This window comes from Sulfitobacter sp. W074 (assembly GCF_025142275.1).
In the GTDB taxonomy this organism is placed as follows: domain Bacteria; phylum Pseudomonadota; class Alphaproteobacteria; order Rhodobacterales; family Rhodobacteraceae; genus Sulfitobacter; species Sulfitobacter profundi.
Genome location: NZ_CP081130.1, coordinates 639,307 through 652,676, shown reverse-complemented (window position 1 = coordinate 652,676; position 13,370 = coordinate 639,307). Strand labels below are relative to the sequence as shown.

The window sequence follows — 13,370 nt, the reverse complement described above, 5'->3', positions numbered from 1 at the left end:
ATGCTGCCCCTCCCCAGTATCAGCGATCAGTTGCTTTTGGCTTCCCAAGGATAGCCTTCGGCATCGCGCTGCTCGGTGTATTTAGCGATAAGGCCTTTATACTCTTCCAGCAGTTCGTCGCCCGGCAGACCGGCGGAACCGGCAGTCTCTGCCCATTCGTCGAGGAACTTCTTGCCCGCTTCGACGAGTTGCGCGCGATCCTCTTCGGGCAGGGTGATGACTTCGACGCCCTGTTCCTTCATCGAGGCGATGGCCTTGTCGTTGGCATCGGTGATCAGACGGCCAAACTCATCCGCCATGTCGGACCCGACGGAGGCCAGCGTTTCCTGCTGCTCAGGCGTCAGGCTGTCGTGCATGTCCTTGTTCATGAAGATGCCCAGACCGCCGACCTGACCCCAGTCGAGGATCGTGTAGCTGTCCATCACCTCGGCCTGCTTCAGCGCCGCCACGGCATAGCTGTAGCCCTGCGAACAGTCGATCAGCCCGGTGTCGAGACCTTGGTAGGCGTCATAGATCGACATGTTGACCATGTTCGCGCCCTGCTCACCAAAGACCTTGCCGTAGGCGCCCACGCCGCGGACCTTCTTGCCCGAGATATCCGCCACGGATTTGATCGCGCCGCCCTTGCAGCCGATGTTTACCTGGCTGGTGGTCCAAGTGCCGATATAAACGAGGTTCTTGTCGGCCAGATCGTCTTGGATCGCTTGGCTGGAGCGCATCAGCTCATCCGTGGCGCGCATGCCGACCCAAGCGTCGGGGTTGTTCACCGGCAGGTCGGCGATGCCGTAGCCGGCCATCTCTTGCGGGTAGTAGACTGCGATGACCGAACCGGTGTCGGCCACGCCATCGGCGATGGATTGCACAGCGGCGTTGGCTTTGAACAGCGCCCCGCCCCACTGGATGTCGAATCGCATGTCGCCGTCCGAACGCTCGGCGACCTGATCGGCGAACCACTGCAAAGCGTCGGCGCGTGCACCGCGGTTGGGCCCAGCTTCACCGTGAATCAATACAGTTTCAGCGCTTACCGCGCCACCAGCCAGCGCCAGAGCTGCGGCGCAGCTCAGGTGTTTAAAGATTGTCATGTAGGCTCCTCCCAGAGACTTGTTTCGCAATGCAAAACATAGTTTCGCATTTGTCGCAGGTCACGCTAGTCCGCGGACCGAAAGCGATCAAGCGAAACTTCAGCCATCTGAAGAGGGAGCAGTTAGGCTCTTGAATTTGTTAAGCGAAAAATGAGCGCGGGCGGCGGTGTGCGAGACAAACGCCCCGCTTTGCACCCCGGAATCGGCTGATCTGATGGATCGGCCCTGTCCGAGAAAACGGTCACGCCGCTGGGGCGTGACCGAAAGGGTTCGAGATTAATACCAGTCGCCGAATTTGACTTCGACATCGGTGCCGACCCGTTTGGCGAACTCTTCGGGGTCTTGCGTGCCGCCGTCTTTTCCCCGGAAGTGATAGGGGTAGACGTAAGTCGGTTTGAACTCAGCCACGGCAGAGGCGGCAGCGTTTGAATCCATAGTGAACGGCAGGTTCATGCACACGAATGCCAGCGAGATATCGGTCAGCCCGCGCATCTCGGGCGTGTCTTCGGTGTCGCCCGAAATATAGACGCGGAAGCCGTCGAAACCGAGGATATAGCCGTTGTCGCGCCCCTCGGGGTGAAACTTCTTGCGCTCTTCGGTGATGTTATAGGCCGGGATCGCGTCGATCGGCAGGCCGTTAAACTCGGTGCTTTCGCCATTGGCGATCTTGCTGGCCTTCGCGGCAAGCGCCTCGGGCAGCATGTCAAAGACGGCGGGGTTGGTGATGATCTGCACCTCATCCCCGGCCAGCGCGGCCAGCGTATCGGCGTTGTAGTGGTCGCCATGCTCATGGGTGATGAGGATCAGATCGGCGGCGGGGAAGTCGCTGTATTGCGCGGGCTCGCCCACTGGATCGACATAGATCACGCCCGCTGGTGTCTCTAGCACGATAGAGGCGTGGTCGACGGGATGCACCGTGATCGGACCTGCGCTGGTGTCGAATGTGTCACCACTATGCGCGGCGGCACGGGCGGCGAAGGGCAGCAGGGTTACGATGCCAGCGGCGGCGGCGGCGGTGGCAAGAAAATGGCGGCGGGTCTGGGACATTTCAGGCTCCTGTTGGTTACTGGAACGGGACATAGCTGCCCCGCCCCGCATTTCAACGCAGCGCCCTTCTTGCGGCAAGCCTATGCCGGGCGCAGACCCAGAATCTCACGCGCTTGTGCAGGCGTGGCGACAGGGCGGTCGTATTTCGCACATAAATCAGCCGCCCGCTGGATCAGCGCGGCGTTGGAGGGCGCCAGCCTGTCGCGGTCCAGCCGCACGTTATCCTCCAGCCCCGCGCGGGTATGGCCGCCCGCGGCGATGGCCCATTCGTTCAACACAATCTGGTTCGGCCCGATCCCGGCGGCACACCACTGCGCATCGGGGGCAAGGCGGTTGAGCGTCTGGATGTAGAAATCAAAGGTCTCACGGTCCACCGGCATGGCGTTCTTCACGCCCATGACGAATTGCACATAAAGCTGGCCGGGGATGCGCCCATCGCGGTTCATTTCGGCGGCTTTGTGGATGTGGCTCAGGTCAAAAGCCTCGATCTCGGGTTTGACCGCGTGGGTTTTCATTTCCGAGGCCAACCAATCGACCAATTCCGGCGGGTTCTCATAAACGCGCGTCGGGAAATTGTTGGACCCGACCGAAAGCGAGGCCATGTCGGGCCGGAGCGAGAGCATACCGCCCCGCTCCCGCCCCGCGCCCGAGCGCCCGCCGGTGGAGAACTGGATGATCATGCCGGGGCACTGCTTTTGCACGCCTTCCATCAGCCGCGCGAATTTCTCGGGGTCGGAGGACGGGGTCTCGTCGTCGTTGCGCACATGGGCGTGGCAGATGGAGGCCCCGGCTTCGAAGGCGGCGTGGGTCGACTCGACCTGCTCGGCGATCGAGATCGGCACGGCGGGGTTGGCGGCTTTGGTGGGAACGGAGCCGGTGATGGCGACGCAGAGGATGCAGGGGGTGGTCATGGGCGGGGGTCCTGTGGCGGCAGAGGCTTGGCGCAGGTTGAGAAGGCTGCGGGGAGATTTGTTGATCAGAGGTCAAATGTCACACAACGGACATCGGCTGTACACCCAGCAGACGCGGGTTGCGGTTCAGCGCTTTTTCACAAATTCGGTCAGGATCACGATGCGCTGGCCTTCGACCCGGCCCTCAATATGGGCGGGATTGTCGGCGACCAGCGAGATCCGCTGCACGGCGGTGCCGCGTTTGGCGGTGAAGCCCGCGCCTTTGACGGTCAGATCCTTGATCAGCACCACGGTATCGCCCGAGGCCAGCGGCACGCCGTTGCTGTCGCGGTGAGCGGAGGGCTGAGGGACGTTCTCGGCCCATGCGCGCGTCTCATCGTCGAGGTAAAGCTGCTCGGCAAGGTCGCGGGCCCAAGGCTCGGGGATTTTGGCGAGGGTGCGGGCGGCCAAGACCTGAATGGCGGGGTCTTCGGACCACATGGTGGAGGCCAAGGCGCGGAAGTGGGCCGGGTCTGGCGTGTCGCTGGCGGTCTGCTCGGCGCAGGTGGCGCAGATGGAGGCGCTGGCGTCAGCGGGGCCGCCGAGGACCGGGGCTTGGATGAGCGGGGCGTTGGCTGTGGCGCAGAGGGGGCATGTCATGGGGGTGGTTTAGGGTGGTGCAGCCGGATTGAACAGTCCGGGGGGCTGTTAAAATGCCGAGCGCGCAATTCGCGAGAATTGGGCCGGTGTGAAAATGGTGAGTTTTTGTGGGACCAGCAGACCCAATGTGGGGCTTTTAGTATTGATTGATCTTCTCTCAGTAACTTTTGCAATCTAGTCGTTCAGACTAAAGCCAGGAAAAAAGCCCTCATCCCACATGATCAATTCGGTCCCGCCGATAGACTTCATTTCACTCAATGCTTCTCGTTCAGCAGCAGTAAAATGTTTCAAGTCGGATTTTTTTAAGAATACTACATTGTCGCCATCAATCGTAGCAGCTTTAAGCATGTCTATCTTCTGACTTGCGACAAGCCCCTTATAATCTGCGTCAGACAAGACCCCTTCCAGCGCTTGATGCGTAAGTTCCTCATTTCCGACCAAATTAGCAGCCAAATATCCAGACATAATGCGTGCAAACCTTAGCTGGGTCGACGCGTCATCTCTGGCTTCAATCAACGAACCCAACTTTAACGAAATTTCAGACAAGCCGAGTTTCACATCGGTAGCATGCACTGCATTCTTATCAGCAAGTGAATAATTCTTGCTGATATCTTGCCGAACCTGATCAAGCTCTCTCGTTAACCAGAAGAAGGTGGGTATCGCCAGCAGGCTCAATGCTACTGCCATACCAGTAAAAACCGAAGTTGCCCGGCTAATCCAATCATTCATTGAAACGTTCTCCACAACGTTTCAAATACGTCTTTTAGAAAAAGCTGACAACTACGAAGTTAGGAAAAGCAATAGAAGCAAAGTTCCACCCACGGTCATTGTGGCAAGAAATGCTGATATAGCGATAGTCATGTCAATCTTCACAAATTTCATGTTACCTCCTGCACCCTAACGTCTTACCGACCACTTCCTAACAAGGTGTTAAGTATAACACCAAAAATCGAATTATTTCTTAGTATATCGACCCGTTTCACTAAAGTGTGAAAGATCGTGCCAAACGAAGTCGAATTACTTAGGTCAAACCCGCCCGCGCGTTGTTTGTTCCCTCACGACTGCGGTTTACGATACGTCGGAGCATCTCTAAGAACCGGCGTTCACCCGTCCATCTTCAACGCCGAGATGAATGCCTCCTGCGGGATGTCCACTTTCCCGAACTGGCGCATCTTCTTCTTACCGGCCTTCTGCTTCTCCAGCAGCTTCTTCTTCCGCGTCGCGTCCCCACCGTAACACTTCGCGGTCACGTCCTTGCGCATCGCGGAGAGGGTCTCGCGGGCAATGACCTTGCCGCCGATGGCCGCTTGGATCGGGATCTTGAACATGTGACGCGGGATCAGGTCTTTGAGCTTTTCCACCATCGCTCGGCCGCGCATCTCGGCGCGGTCGCGGTGCACCATGGTCGAAAGGGCGTCGACAGGCTCGTCGTTCACAAGGATCTGCATCTTGACCAGATTGTCCTGCCGGTAGCCGATCATTTGGTAGTCAAAACTGGCGTAGCCCTTGGTGACCGACTTCAGCCGGTCGTAGAAATCAAACACCACCTCGTTCAGTGGCAGGTCATAGACAACCATCGCCCGCGAACCAGCATAGGTCAGGTCTTCTTGAATGCCGCGGCGGTCTTGGCAGAGTTTCAGCACGTCGCCAAGGTATTCATCGGGCACGAGGATCGTCGCCTTGATCCGCGGCTCTTGCATGTGGTCCACCAGCGTCATGTCCGGCATGTCGGCGGGGTTGTGCAGCTCCTGCATCTCGCCGTCCTTCATGTGGACGTGATAGATCACCGAAGGGGCGGTGGTGATCAGGTCGATGTCATACTCACGCTCAAGCCGGTCGCGGATCACTTCGAGGTGCAGCAGGCCAAGAAAGCCGCAGCGGAAGCCAAAGCCAAGCGCGGCAGAGGTTTCCATCTCATAGGTGAAGGAGGCATCGTTCAGGGCGAGCTTTTCGATCGCATCGCGCATATCTTCGAAGTCATTGGCATCGACCGGGAAGAGACCACAGAAAACCACCGGCACCGAGGGCTTAAAGCCCGGCAGCGGGGTTTCACACTTGCGCTTTTCATGGGTGATCGTGTCGCCGACGCGGGTGTCGCGGACCTGTTTGATCGAAGCGTTCAGATAACCGATCTCGCCGGGGCCGAGGCTTTCGACGCCGGTCATCTTGGGCCGGTAAACGCCCACATCGTCCACGTCATAGGTGCCGCCGGTCTTAATCATGCGAATGCGGTCGCCCTTTTTCAGGGTGCCGTCGATGATCCGGACGATACAGATGACGCCGAGGTATTGGTCATATTTGCTGTCCACCAGCATCGCTTTGAGCGGCGCATCGGGGTCGCCGCCCTTGGGTGCGGGCAGTTTGTTCACGATCGCTTCCAGCACGTCGGGGATGCCGATGCCGGTCTTGGCAGAGATCAGGCAGGCATCGGAGGCGTCGATGCCGATCACGTCCTCGATCTGTTCGCGCACGCGGTCGGGGTCAGAGGCGGGCAGGTCGACCTTGTTCAGGACCGGCACGATCTCATGATCCGCATCGATGGCGGTATAGACATTGGCCAGCGTCTGCGCCTCGACGCCCTGAGTGGCGTCTACCACCAGCAGCGAACCTTCGACCGCATGCATGGAGCGCGCGACCTCATAGGCGAAGTCGACGTGTCCGGGCGTGTCGATCAGGTTCAACACATAGGTCTTGCCGTCCTTGGCAGGGTATTCGATGCGGACGGTGTTGGCCTTGATGGTGATGCCCCGCTCCCGCTCGATATCCATGTTGTCCAGAAGCTGGCTTTGCATGTCGCGTTCGGCGACCGTGCCGGTGAGTTGGATCAACCGGTCGGCCAGCGTGGATTTGCCGTGGTCGATATGCGCCACGATGGAGAAATTGCGGATGTTTTCAAGCGGTGTCATGCAAGGGGATATGGCGCAGTGCCGCGCCTGCGTCAATTGGCCTTGAGCGCGCCAGAGCCCGCTTCGCGCCCTTCACGGCGCTTTATCGCAGGCCAAGACGCCTTGCCCCCCAAAGGAGAATTGCGCGAAGCCCCATTTTGCGGCATAGTGATGGGCAGAGCAGACCGGGCCGACAAGGGGAAAACCCCATGGTCCAAAACAATAGGGCAAATCAATGCGGACAGTTGCAAGTTTGATGGCGCTCGTCGTCTTGGCGGGTTGTGGCGGATCACGTTATTCCAGCGATGCCGCCGTAGGGCGTTTTTCCCCGACGCCGGTGCTTTTCGCCACGGGACCAATTCAAAAGGCTTGTCTGGCCGATGGGCGCCGCGGCTCCAGCCATGCGCGTTGTGGCTGCGTACAAGCGGTGGCGGATCAGACGTTGTCGCGCTCGGATCAGCGCCAGGGCGCCAAGATTTTCCGCGACCCCCACCGTTTGCAGGAAATGCGTCAGTCCGACAACAAAAGCGACAACGCCTTCTGGAGCACGTGGAAAGCCTATGGCCAGAGCGCCGCGGCGGCCTGCTCCAACACCTGATAGCTCAGCTTTCGCTAGGCGGCTGGCCAAAGCGATCAATCAGCCGTCCGACGATCTGATCGCGGGCGGCGCGAAACTGGGTGAGTTTGGCCTCGCGGCTCTCGCCCAGTCCCGTGGGATCAAGGATCGGCCAATATTCCACGTCGAGATGGTAAAACCGCGTCAGCTCCAGCGCCCGGCGCTGGCTGGCGGGGCTCAGCGCGATGATCAGATCGAATGACCCCAGATCGTCGCCCCATTCTTCCATCTCATCGAAACTGCGGCTGCGATGCCGGTCCAACTCCACATCCAATTCACTGCACACGGCAATGGAAAAACCGTCGATCTCCATGTCGTTCTTGACGCCCACGGACTGCACATAGGTGCCGGTGCCGTAGAATTTCTTCATCAAGCCTTCGGCCATGGGCGAACGGACGGCGTTATGGTCGCAGCAGAAGAGAACGGATTGAGGCAGCAGCTGCTTCATTTATCCGCCGAAATGCAAAACGCAGATCAGGGTAAAGAGCCGCCGCGCGGTGTCGGTGTCGATCTCGGCCTTGCCCGACAGACGCTCTTGCAGCACGCGGGAGCCTTCGTTGTGGATGCCGCGCCGGGCCATGTCGATCGTCTCGATCTGGCTGGGGGGCAGTTTCTTGACCGCCTCGAAATAGCTTTCGCAGATTTGGAAGTAATCCTTTACCACCTGCCGGAACGGGCCGAGGGAAAGGTGGAATTCCGCCGCCTTTTCAGCCGCTTCGGTCTCCACATCAAAGACCAGCCGCTTGTCACGGATGGACAGGGACAGATGATAAGGCCCTTCGGGCACCGGGCCCTTCTCCCGTTCGGGCAGGACAAAGCTGTTCTCTTCCAGCAGGTCGAACATGGCCACCTTACGCTCCTGATCAATCTCAGGCGTGGGGGGCGGCATGTTCGCGTCATCAAGCGCGATATGGGTGATGCGGGTCATGGACGCATCCTTTTTGCTGGCGATACCATTTCGTGGATAGCGCAGCGGTGGGAAGGGGGCAATGCGCGAGAGCATGCCCGGTGGCGAATGTCGCGCCCGGGGGCACAGCGGGCAGCGCCCTGCCTCCTGCGCAGGCGGCTTCTGCCCCCCTGCCCTAGTCGTTCAGCTTGCGCAGGCGCGCGGTGACCGACAGGCCATGCGCCTCAAGGCTCTCTGACTGGGCCAACCGCTCTGCCGCCGGGCCGATGGCTTTGAGGGCTTCGGGCGACATCTGGGCCAATGTGGTGCGCTTCATGAAATCCAACACCGACAGCCCCGAAGAGAAGCGCGCCGACCGCGCCGTGGGCAGAACGTGGTTCGGCCCGCCGACATAATCTCCAATCGCCTCGGGCGTCCATTGGCCAAGGAAAATCGCGCCCGCATGGGTGATCTTTTCCGACAGCGCCTTTGGGTCCGCCACGCAAAGCTCAAGGTGTTCCGGCGCGATCCGGTTGCTAAGCGCCGCCGCAGCGTCGAGGTCAGCCACCGTGATGATCGCACCATTGTCGCGCCAGCTTGCGCCCGCGATGGCGCGACGCTCAAGGGTGAGCAGGCGTTTCTCGACCGCCTCTTCCACCGCGCGGGCAAAGGCGGGGTCAGTGGTGATCAGAATGCTCTGCGCGCTCTCGTCGTGCTCGGCTTGACTGAGCAGATCGAGGGCAATGAAATCGGGATCATTGTCCCCATCGGCGATGACAAGGATCTCCGACGGGCCGGCGATCATATCGATGCCGACTTTGCCGAAAACGCGCCGCTTGGCGGCGGCGACAAAGGCGTTGCCGGGGCCGGTGATCTTGTCCACCGGGGGGATCGTATCGGTGCCATAGGCCAGCGCCGCCACGGCCTGCGCGCCGCCGATGCGGTAAATCTCATCCACTCCGGCGATGCGGGCGGCCAGCAACACAAGCGGGTTCAACACGCCATCGGGCGTGGGCACGACCATGGCCAAACGCTCCACCCCCGCCACCTTGGCCGGGACCGCGTTCATCAGGACCGAGGACGGATAACTCGCCAGCCCGCCCGGTACATAAAGGCCAGCGGCGGAAACCGGCGTCCAGCGCCAACCCAACGTGGCGCCGTCGGGATCCGTCCACTCGGCGTCTTCGGGCAGCTGCCGTGCGTGATAGGCGCGGATGCGGTCGGCGGCCAGTTCCAGCGCCTTGCGGTCCTCGGGGGAGACTTCGGCGACGGCGGCATCAACCTCGGCAACACTGATGCGCAGGCTGTCGGGGGTGAGGGTCACGCGGTCGAACTTTTGCGACAGGTCGATCACCGCAGCATCGCCCCGCGCACGCACATCGGCGATGATCTCGGCCACCACGGCATCGACATCGGGGCTGTCTTCGCGCTTGGCGTTCAGCAGTTTGTCAAAGGCCGCTTCGAAATCGGGGGCGGAGGCATCAAGGGTGACGGGCATGGGGTCAGGCTTTCGAAAAGGGGGCCACCGCAGCGGGCTGGCCCAAAGGTATCAAGGCGCGGAAGGACGGCGCAGGCTGGGCTCGGCCCGCAGGCCCGATGTTTTGACAGCGGCACTGGGGGCGGAGCGCTGCGCCAAACGCATGGCGCGGGTGTCTTGGGCGTTGTCGAACACGGCGCGCGCGACATGGGCTGCCAGAATGGCAAACAGCCCGCCCGCAATCGCCGCGGCAGGGGCCAAAAGCCCCGGCAAGGTGACCGTGCCCAACAGATGCCGCACCGCCAGCGCCACACCAAGCAGCAAAAGCGCCCAGCCCGTCGCTTCGGTCATCAGGGCCGCCACGCGCCCCCGCGTAAATCTAGTCTGTTTTAGTTCCGACATCTTGCGATCCTTGCCACCGTGACGGGATGTCACTCGGGGTGAACGGGCCTTTTCTTTGAAGGGGCCACATAGGGACGTGTCACATCCTTGAGCGTTACCTCCAGAGCCTCGACCTCTAACCGGATCGCGCCGTCTCCGGCCAAGGTCAGCGTGACATGGCCCGAAGGCGCGTCGGTTTGCTCGAACGTGATGTCGAGCAGGGAGAGGATGGTATCGGCATCGCCCTTGGGCACGCCTTGGCTTGCCACACGCTGCACGTTGTTGAACATCAGCACCGATTGCACCCGCTCGGGCGCATGACGTGCGGCCCCCGTATCCTCATGCCGCAGCCGGTTCAGCAGCAGCGCGAAACGCGCGCCCGTGCGGTGCCAGCGCATTTCCGATGCGGGAAACACCGCATCTTGCGTGAGCGAGGCGATCACCGTGAGATCCTCGGCATCCAATGCGCCGAGGTTCAACGGCGCTTCGCGGCCATCTTCGAAACGTGCATCTTCGGTCATTTGCTGCTGATCCTTTCGATATCCGCACCCACGCCGCGCAGCTTGGACACCACATGCTCATAGCCGCGATCAAGGTGGTAGACCCGGCTTACCGTGGTCTCTCCGGTGGCGGCCAGCCCGGCGAGGATGAGTGAGATCGACGCTCGCAAATCGGTCGCCATAACCGGCGCGCCTTTGAGTTTCTTAACGCCAGTGACCTTGGCCGTGCCGCCGTGCACATCAATCCGCGCGCCCATGCGGATCAATTCCGGGGCGTGCATGAAGCGGTTCTCGAAAATCTTCTCTTCCAGTACAGAGGTCCCTTCCGCAGTGCAGAGCAACGCCATCATCTGAGCCTGAAGGTCGGTCGGAAAGCCGGGGAATGGCTCTGTCGTGACATCCACCGCCGAGATGCGGCCATTGCGCCGCGCCACCTTGAGGCCAGCCTGTGTCTCAGTCACCTCGATCCCTGCCGCGTCGAGCTTTTCGCAGAACGCCTGCAACAGGTCGATCCGCCCGCCCAGCAGTTCCACTTCGCCGCCGCAAAAGGCTGGCGCCAGCATATAGGTGCCAAGCTCAATACGGTCGGTCACAACTTTATGGGTCGCCCCATGCAGGCTATCGACGCCCTGAATGGTGATGCTCGGTGTGCCGTCACCTTCAATCTGCGCGCCCATGGCCCGCAGACAGTCCGCCAGATCGACGATCTCAGGCTCCCGCGCGGCGTTGTTGATGACGGTCGTGCCCTTGGCCAAAGTCGCGGCCATCAAGATATTCTCGGTCGCCCCGACAGAGGCAAAAGGGAAGTCGATCACGGCGCCCTTGAGCTTGCCGCCCTCAGCCTTGGCATAGAGATAGCCGTCACGCAGATCGATTTCCGCGCCCATCTTGGCCAGCCCATCGGTGTGAATATCCATCGGACGCGCGCCAATCGCGCAGCCGCCGGGCAGCGAGACTTCGGCATGGCCTTCCCGCGCCAGCAACGGACCCAGCACGAGGTTAGAGGCGCGCATCTTGCGCACGATGTCATATTCCGCACGGGTATTGATCGGCCCGTGGCTGGCCATCGTGATGACCTTGCCGTCTTGCATTGAGGTGACTTCCGCCCCCAGAGAGCGCAGCAGTTCGGTCATGGTGCGGATGTCGCTCAGCCGCGGCGCGTTGGTCAACGTCAGTGGCTCTTCGCTCAGCAATGTTGCGGGCATCAGCGCCAAACAGGCGTTCTTGGCCCCCGCGATGGGAATTTGCCCGTTCAGCGCACCGCCGCCTTTGACCAGAATGGAATCCATCGTTCAGCTGTCCTTTTCCGACCCGTCGGGGCCATTGCCTGTATCCTGCGCCACATCCTCGGCCCGCGCACGGGCCTGCGCCTTGCGCCGGGCCATATTCGCCTTGAGCGCAGCCTTCAGCCGCGCCTCCCGCGCAGAGGGTGTTTTCGCGTTCTTTTCCGGGGCGTTTTGCTTTGCCATGCCGCCTATCTAGCGCAGGGTGCAAGAAGGGTCCAGATCAGGGGTTGCACCCCCTTTCGATTGCGGCTAATCACCCGCCCACGGCGCTGCTGTAGCTCAGAGGTAGAGCACTCCCTTGGTAAGGGAGAGGTCGAGAGTTCAATTCTCTCCAGCAGCACCATTTACCCATCATTCCGCTAAATACACCCCACCTCGCATGAGCGATGGTCCCTCGACCTACGCCCGCCGCGGCGCGGCAGTCTGAGTGCGAGAGTCCGGTTCTTCCCTGCATCATATGGGCATGCCGTCCGCTTCTTGCCCGCCCGCGCCGATCAGCGGCACCGCGCCGATTCGACACCCCAACCCCGAATAAACGAGACCGGGGTGCCCAAGTCTCAGATCCCGTTACGAAGCCTCAAAGGCACCGCAGGCAATGCGCGAGCCCGCATCGCCGGAGGGCTGCGATTCGTAGTCGTCCGCACCGCTGTGAATAATGAAAGCCGCGCCGTTGTCATCTTTGATCATGGTCTTGATATCGAGCAGATCGAGAAAGACTTCGGCCTGAAGCACGCCATCTTCCCCCACTTCCATATTGGGCATGTCACCCGGATGCGGCCCACCTTCGACGAGCACACCATGCTTGTGGTCCCCCGCGATATGGCCCCCAGCAGATTTGAAATCATCTGCGGAACAATCGCCGGTTTCATGCAAGTGCACGCCATGGGTGCCCGCGGGCACGCCAGTCACGTCGATCTTTACCAAGGTCCGGCCCGAGGCGGTCGTGTTCAGGGTAACATTGCCCGAGATATCATCCGAATTGCCCGCCACCTGAGCAGATGCTGCCGTTTGCATATGGCCTTCGGCCTGCGCCGCGACGGCGCCCGTTGTGGCCAAAGCGGCCCCGAGTAGGATATTGCGCAGGTACATGGCTTCCTCCGTTGGGTTATATGTCGATGACGGCTCAACCCACCCGGCCCGCGTCGGGTTCCTCTTGATGCAGGGCAAGGCTTGCCCCTATAAGCGGCCGAGTGCTCCCTTAGCTCAGCTGGATAGAGCAGCCGACTTCTAATCGGCAGGTCGAGGGTTCGAATCCTTCAGGGAGCGCCAATTTCCGCCACGCCTACCCGCGCCCACTTACCCGCGCGCGAAATCGTCAATCGCTGCTGCGATCAGATGCGGAAAAGTGGGTTTGCCGAGCATGGCAATCGGTTCAAGCCCTCTCAGCCGTGTCTGGGTCGGTTCGTCCAGGTTGCCGCTCAAAAAGATGCAGCGGATATTGTGTTCGCTCAGCAACCACTGTGCGAGGTCCTCGCCAGATTCTCCATTCGCCAGTCGAAGGTCCATGAACGCCAAGTCCGGGCGGGACTGCGTCACCACCTCCCGGCAGGCCGCGAAATCCTTGACCGGGCCAAGAACGGAATGCTGAAGCTGTTCGAGCTGCATCTGAAGGTCCAAGGCAATCAGAAATTCATCTTCGACGATCAGAATATTCACCGGG

At 60.8% G+C, this 13,370-nt stretch carries 16 protein-coding genes and 2 tRNA genes; 3 read left to right on the top strand and 15 right to left on the bottom strand.

Annotation, left to right across the window (positions count from 1 at the left end):
• Positions 1–26 precede the first annotated feature (26 nt).
• From K3762_RS03225 to lepA, 6 genes are all read right to left on the bottom strand, one after another.
• Complete coding sequence (locus tag K3762_RS03225) at positions 27–1,082, bottom strand: C4-dicarboxylate TRAP transporter substrate-binding protein (protein ID WP_132444648.1); 1,056 nt, start codon at positions 1,080–1,082, stop codon at positions 27–29.
• A gap of 276 nt (positions 1,083–1,358) precedes the next feature.
• Positions 1,359–2,129 carry an MBL fold metallo-hydrolase gene (locus K3762_RS03220; RefSeq protein WP_132444650.1) on the bottom strand — a complete coding sequence of 257 codons (771 nt, stop codon included), beginning with the start codon at positions 2,127–2,129 and terminating at the stop codon, positions 1,359–1,361.
• A gap of 80 nt (positions 2,130–2,209) precedes the next feature.
• Positions 2,210–3,040: a 3-keto-5-aminohexanoate cleavage protein gene (locus tag K3762_RS03215; RefSeq protein ID WP_132444652.1), complete on the bottom strand. Its 831-nt coding sequence runs from the start codon at positions 3,038–3,040 to the stop codon at positions 2,210–2,212.
• A gap of 126 nt (positions 3,041–3,166) precedes the next feature.
• The gene (locus K3762_RS03210; protein ID WP_132444654.1) at positions 3,167–3,679 is read right to left on the bottom strand and encodes an alkylphosphonate utilization protein; all 513 of its coding nucleotides are present in this window, start codon (positions 3,677–3,679) and stop codon (positions 3,167–3,169) included.
• A gap of 174 nt (positions 3,680–3,853) precedes the next feature.
• Positions 3,854–4,408, bottom strand: a complete 555-nt coding sequence (locus K3762_RS03205; protein WP_132444656.1) for a hypothetical protein — start codon at positions 4,406–4,408, stop codon at positions 3,854–3,856.
• Between the two features lie 374 nt (positions 4,409–4,782).
• Positions 4,783–6,585, bottom strand: a complete 1,803-nt coding sequence (gene lepA / locus K3762_RS03200) for a translation elongation factor 4 (protein ID WP_132444658.1) — start codon at positions 6,583–6,585, stop codon at positions 4,783–4,785.
• Between the two features lie 214 nt (positions 6,586–6,799).
• On the opposite strand from lepA, the gene K3762_RS03195 reads away from it, so the two are divergent.
• Positions 6,800–7,162, top strand: a complete 363-nt coding sequence (locus K3762_RS03195) for a hypothetical protein (protein ID WP_067623915.1) — start codon at positions 6,800–6,802, stop codon at positions 7,160–7,162.
• Between the two features lie 4 nt (positions 7,163–7,166).
• Here the strand turns inward: K3762_RS03195 and K3762_RS03190 are convergent, their stop codons facing one another.
• From K3762_RS03190 to K3762_RS03160, 7 genes are all read right to left on the bottom strand, one after another.
• Positions 7,167–7,628 (bottom strand): low molecular weight phosphatase family protein, encoded by a 462-nt coding sequence (locus tag K3762_RS03190; RefSeq protein WP_132444660.1) that lies wholly within the window; start codon positions 7,626–7,628, stop codon positions 7,167–7,169.
• Entirely contained in the window at positions 7,629–8,132 is a 504-nt protein-coding gene (locus tag K3762_RS03185; protein WP_260012785.1) for a UPF0262 family protein, read from the bottom strand.
• Positions 8,133–8,262: 130 nt separating this feature from the next.
• The gene (hisD, locus tag K3762_RS03180) at positions 8,263–9,564 is read right to left on the bottom strand and encodes a histidinol dehydrogenase (RefSeq protein WP_120350220.1); all 1,302 of its coding nucleotides are present in this window, start codon (positions 9,562–9,564) and stop codon (positions 8,263–8,265) included.
• Between the two features lie 51 nt (positions 9,565–9,615).
• Positions 9,616–9,945 carry a hypothetical protein gene (locus tag K3762_RS03175; protein ID WP_260011412.1) on the bottom strand — a complete coding sequence of 110 codons (330 nt, stop codon included), beginning with the start codon at positions 9,943–9,945 and terminating at the stop codon, positions 9,616–9,618.
• Between the two features lie 29 nt (positions 9,946–9,974).
• On the bottom strand, positions 9,975–10,445 hold the full coding sequence (locus K3762_RS03170) for a DUF2948 family protein (protein WP_067623929.1): 471 nt from the start codon (positions 10,443–10,445) through the stop codon (positions 9,975–9,977).
• On the bottom strand, positions 10,442–11,713 hold the full coding sequence (gene murA, locus K3762_RS03165; RefSeq protein ID WP_120350217.1) for a UDP-N-acetylglucosamine 1-carboxyvinyltransferase: 1,272 nt from the start codon (positions 11,711–11,713) through the stop codon (positions 10,442–10,444). The genes K3762_RS03170 and murA overlap by 4 nt, the downstream gene beginning before the upstream one ends.
• 3 nt (positions 11,714–11,716) lie before the next feature.
• A complete protein-coding gene (locus K3762_RS03160; RefSeq protein ID WP_162931795.1) occupies positions 11,717–11,893 on the bottom strand; it encodes a hypothetical protein in 177 nt (58 codons plus the stop codon).
• An 85-nt stretch (positions 11,894–11,978) separates the two neighbouring features.
• On the opposite strand from K3762_RS03160, the gene K3762_RS03155 reads away from it, so the two are divergent.
• Positions 11,979–12,053, top strand: a tRNA-Thr gene (locus K3762_RS03155).
• 224 nt (positions 12,054–12,277) lie between these two features.
• On the opposite strand, the gene K3762_RS03150 is transcribed toward K3762_RS03155, so the two are convergent.
• Entirely contained in the window at positions 12,278–12,799 is a 522-nt protein-coding gene (locus K3762_RS03150; RefSeq protein WP_260011411.1) for a superoxide dismutase family protein, read from the bottom strand.
• Positions 12,800–12,902: 103 nt separating this feature from the next.
• Between K3762_RS03150 and K3762_RS03145 the strand changes: the two genes are divergently transcribed.
• Positions 12,903–12,979: transfer RNA gene (locus K3762_RS03145), tRNA-Arg, on the top strand.
• A 27-nt stretch (positions 12,980–13,006) separates the two neighbouring features.
• On the opposite strand, the gene K3762_RS03140 is transcribed toward K3762_RS03145, so the two are convergent.
• Positions 13,007–13,366 (bottom strand): response regulator, encoded by a 360-nt coding sequence (locus K3762_RS03140; protein ID WP_120350215.1) that lies wholly within the window; start codon positions 13,364–13,366, stop codon positions 13,007–13,009.
• Positions 13,367–13,370: the final 4 nt, after the last annotated feature.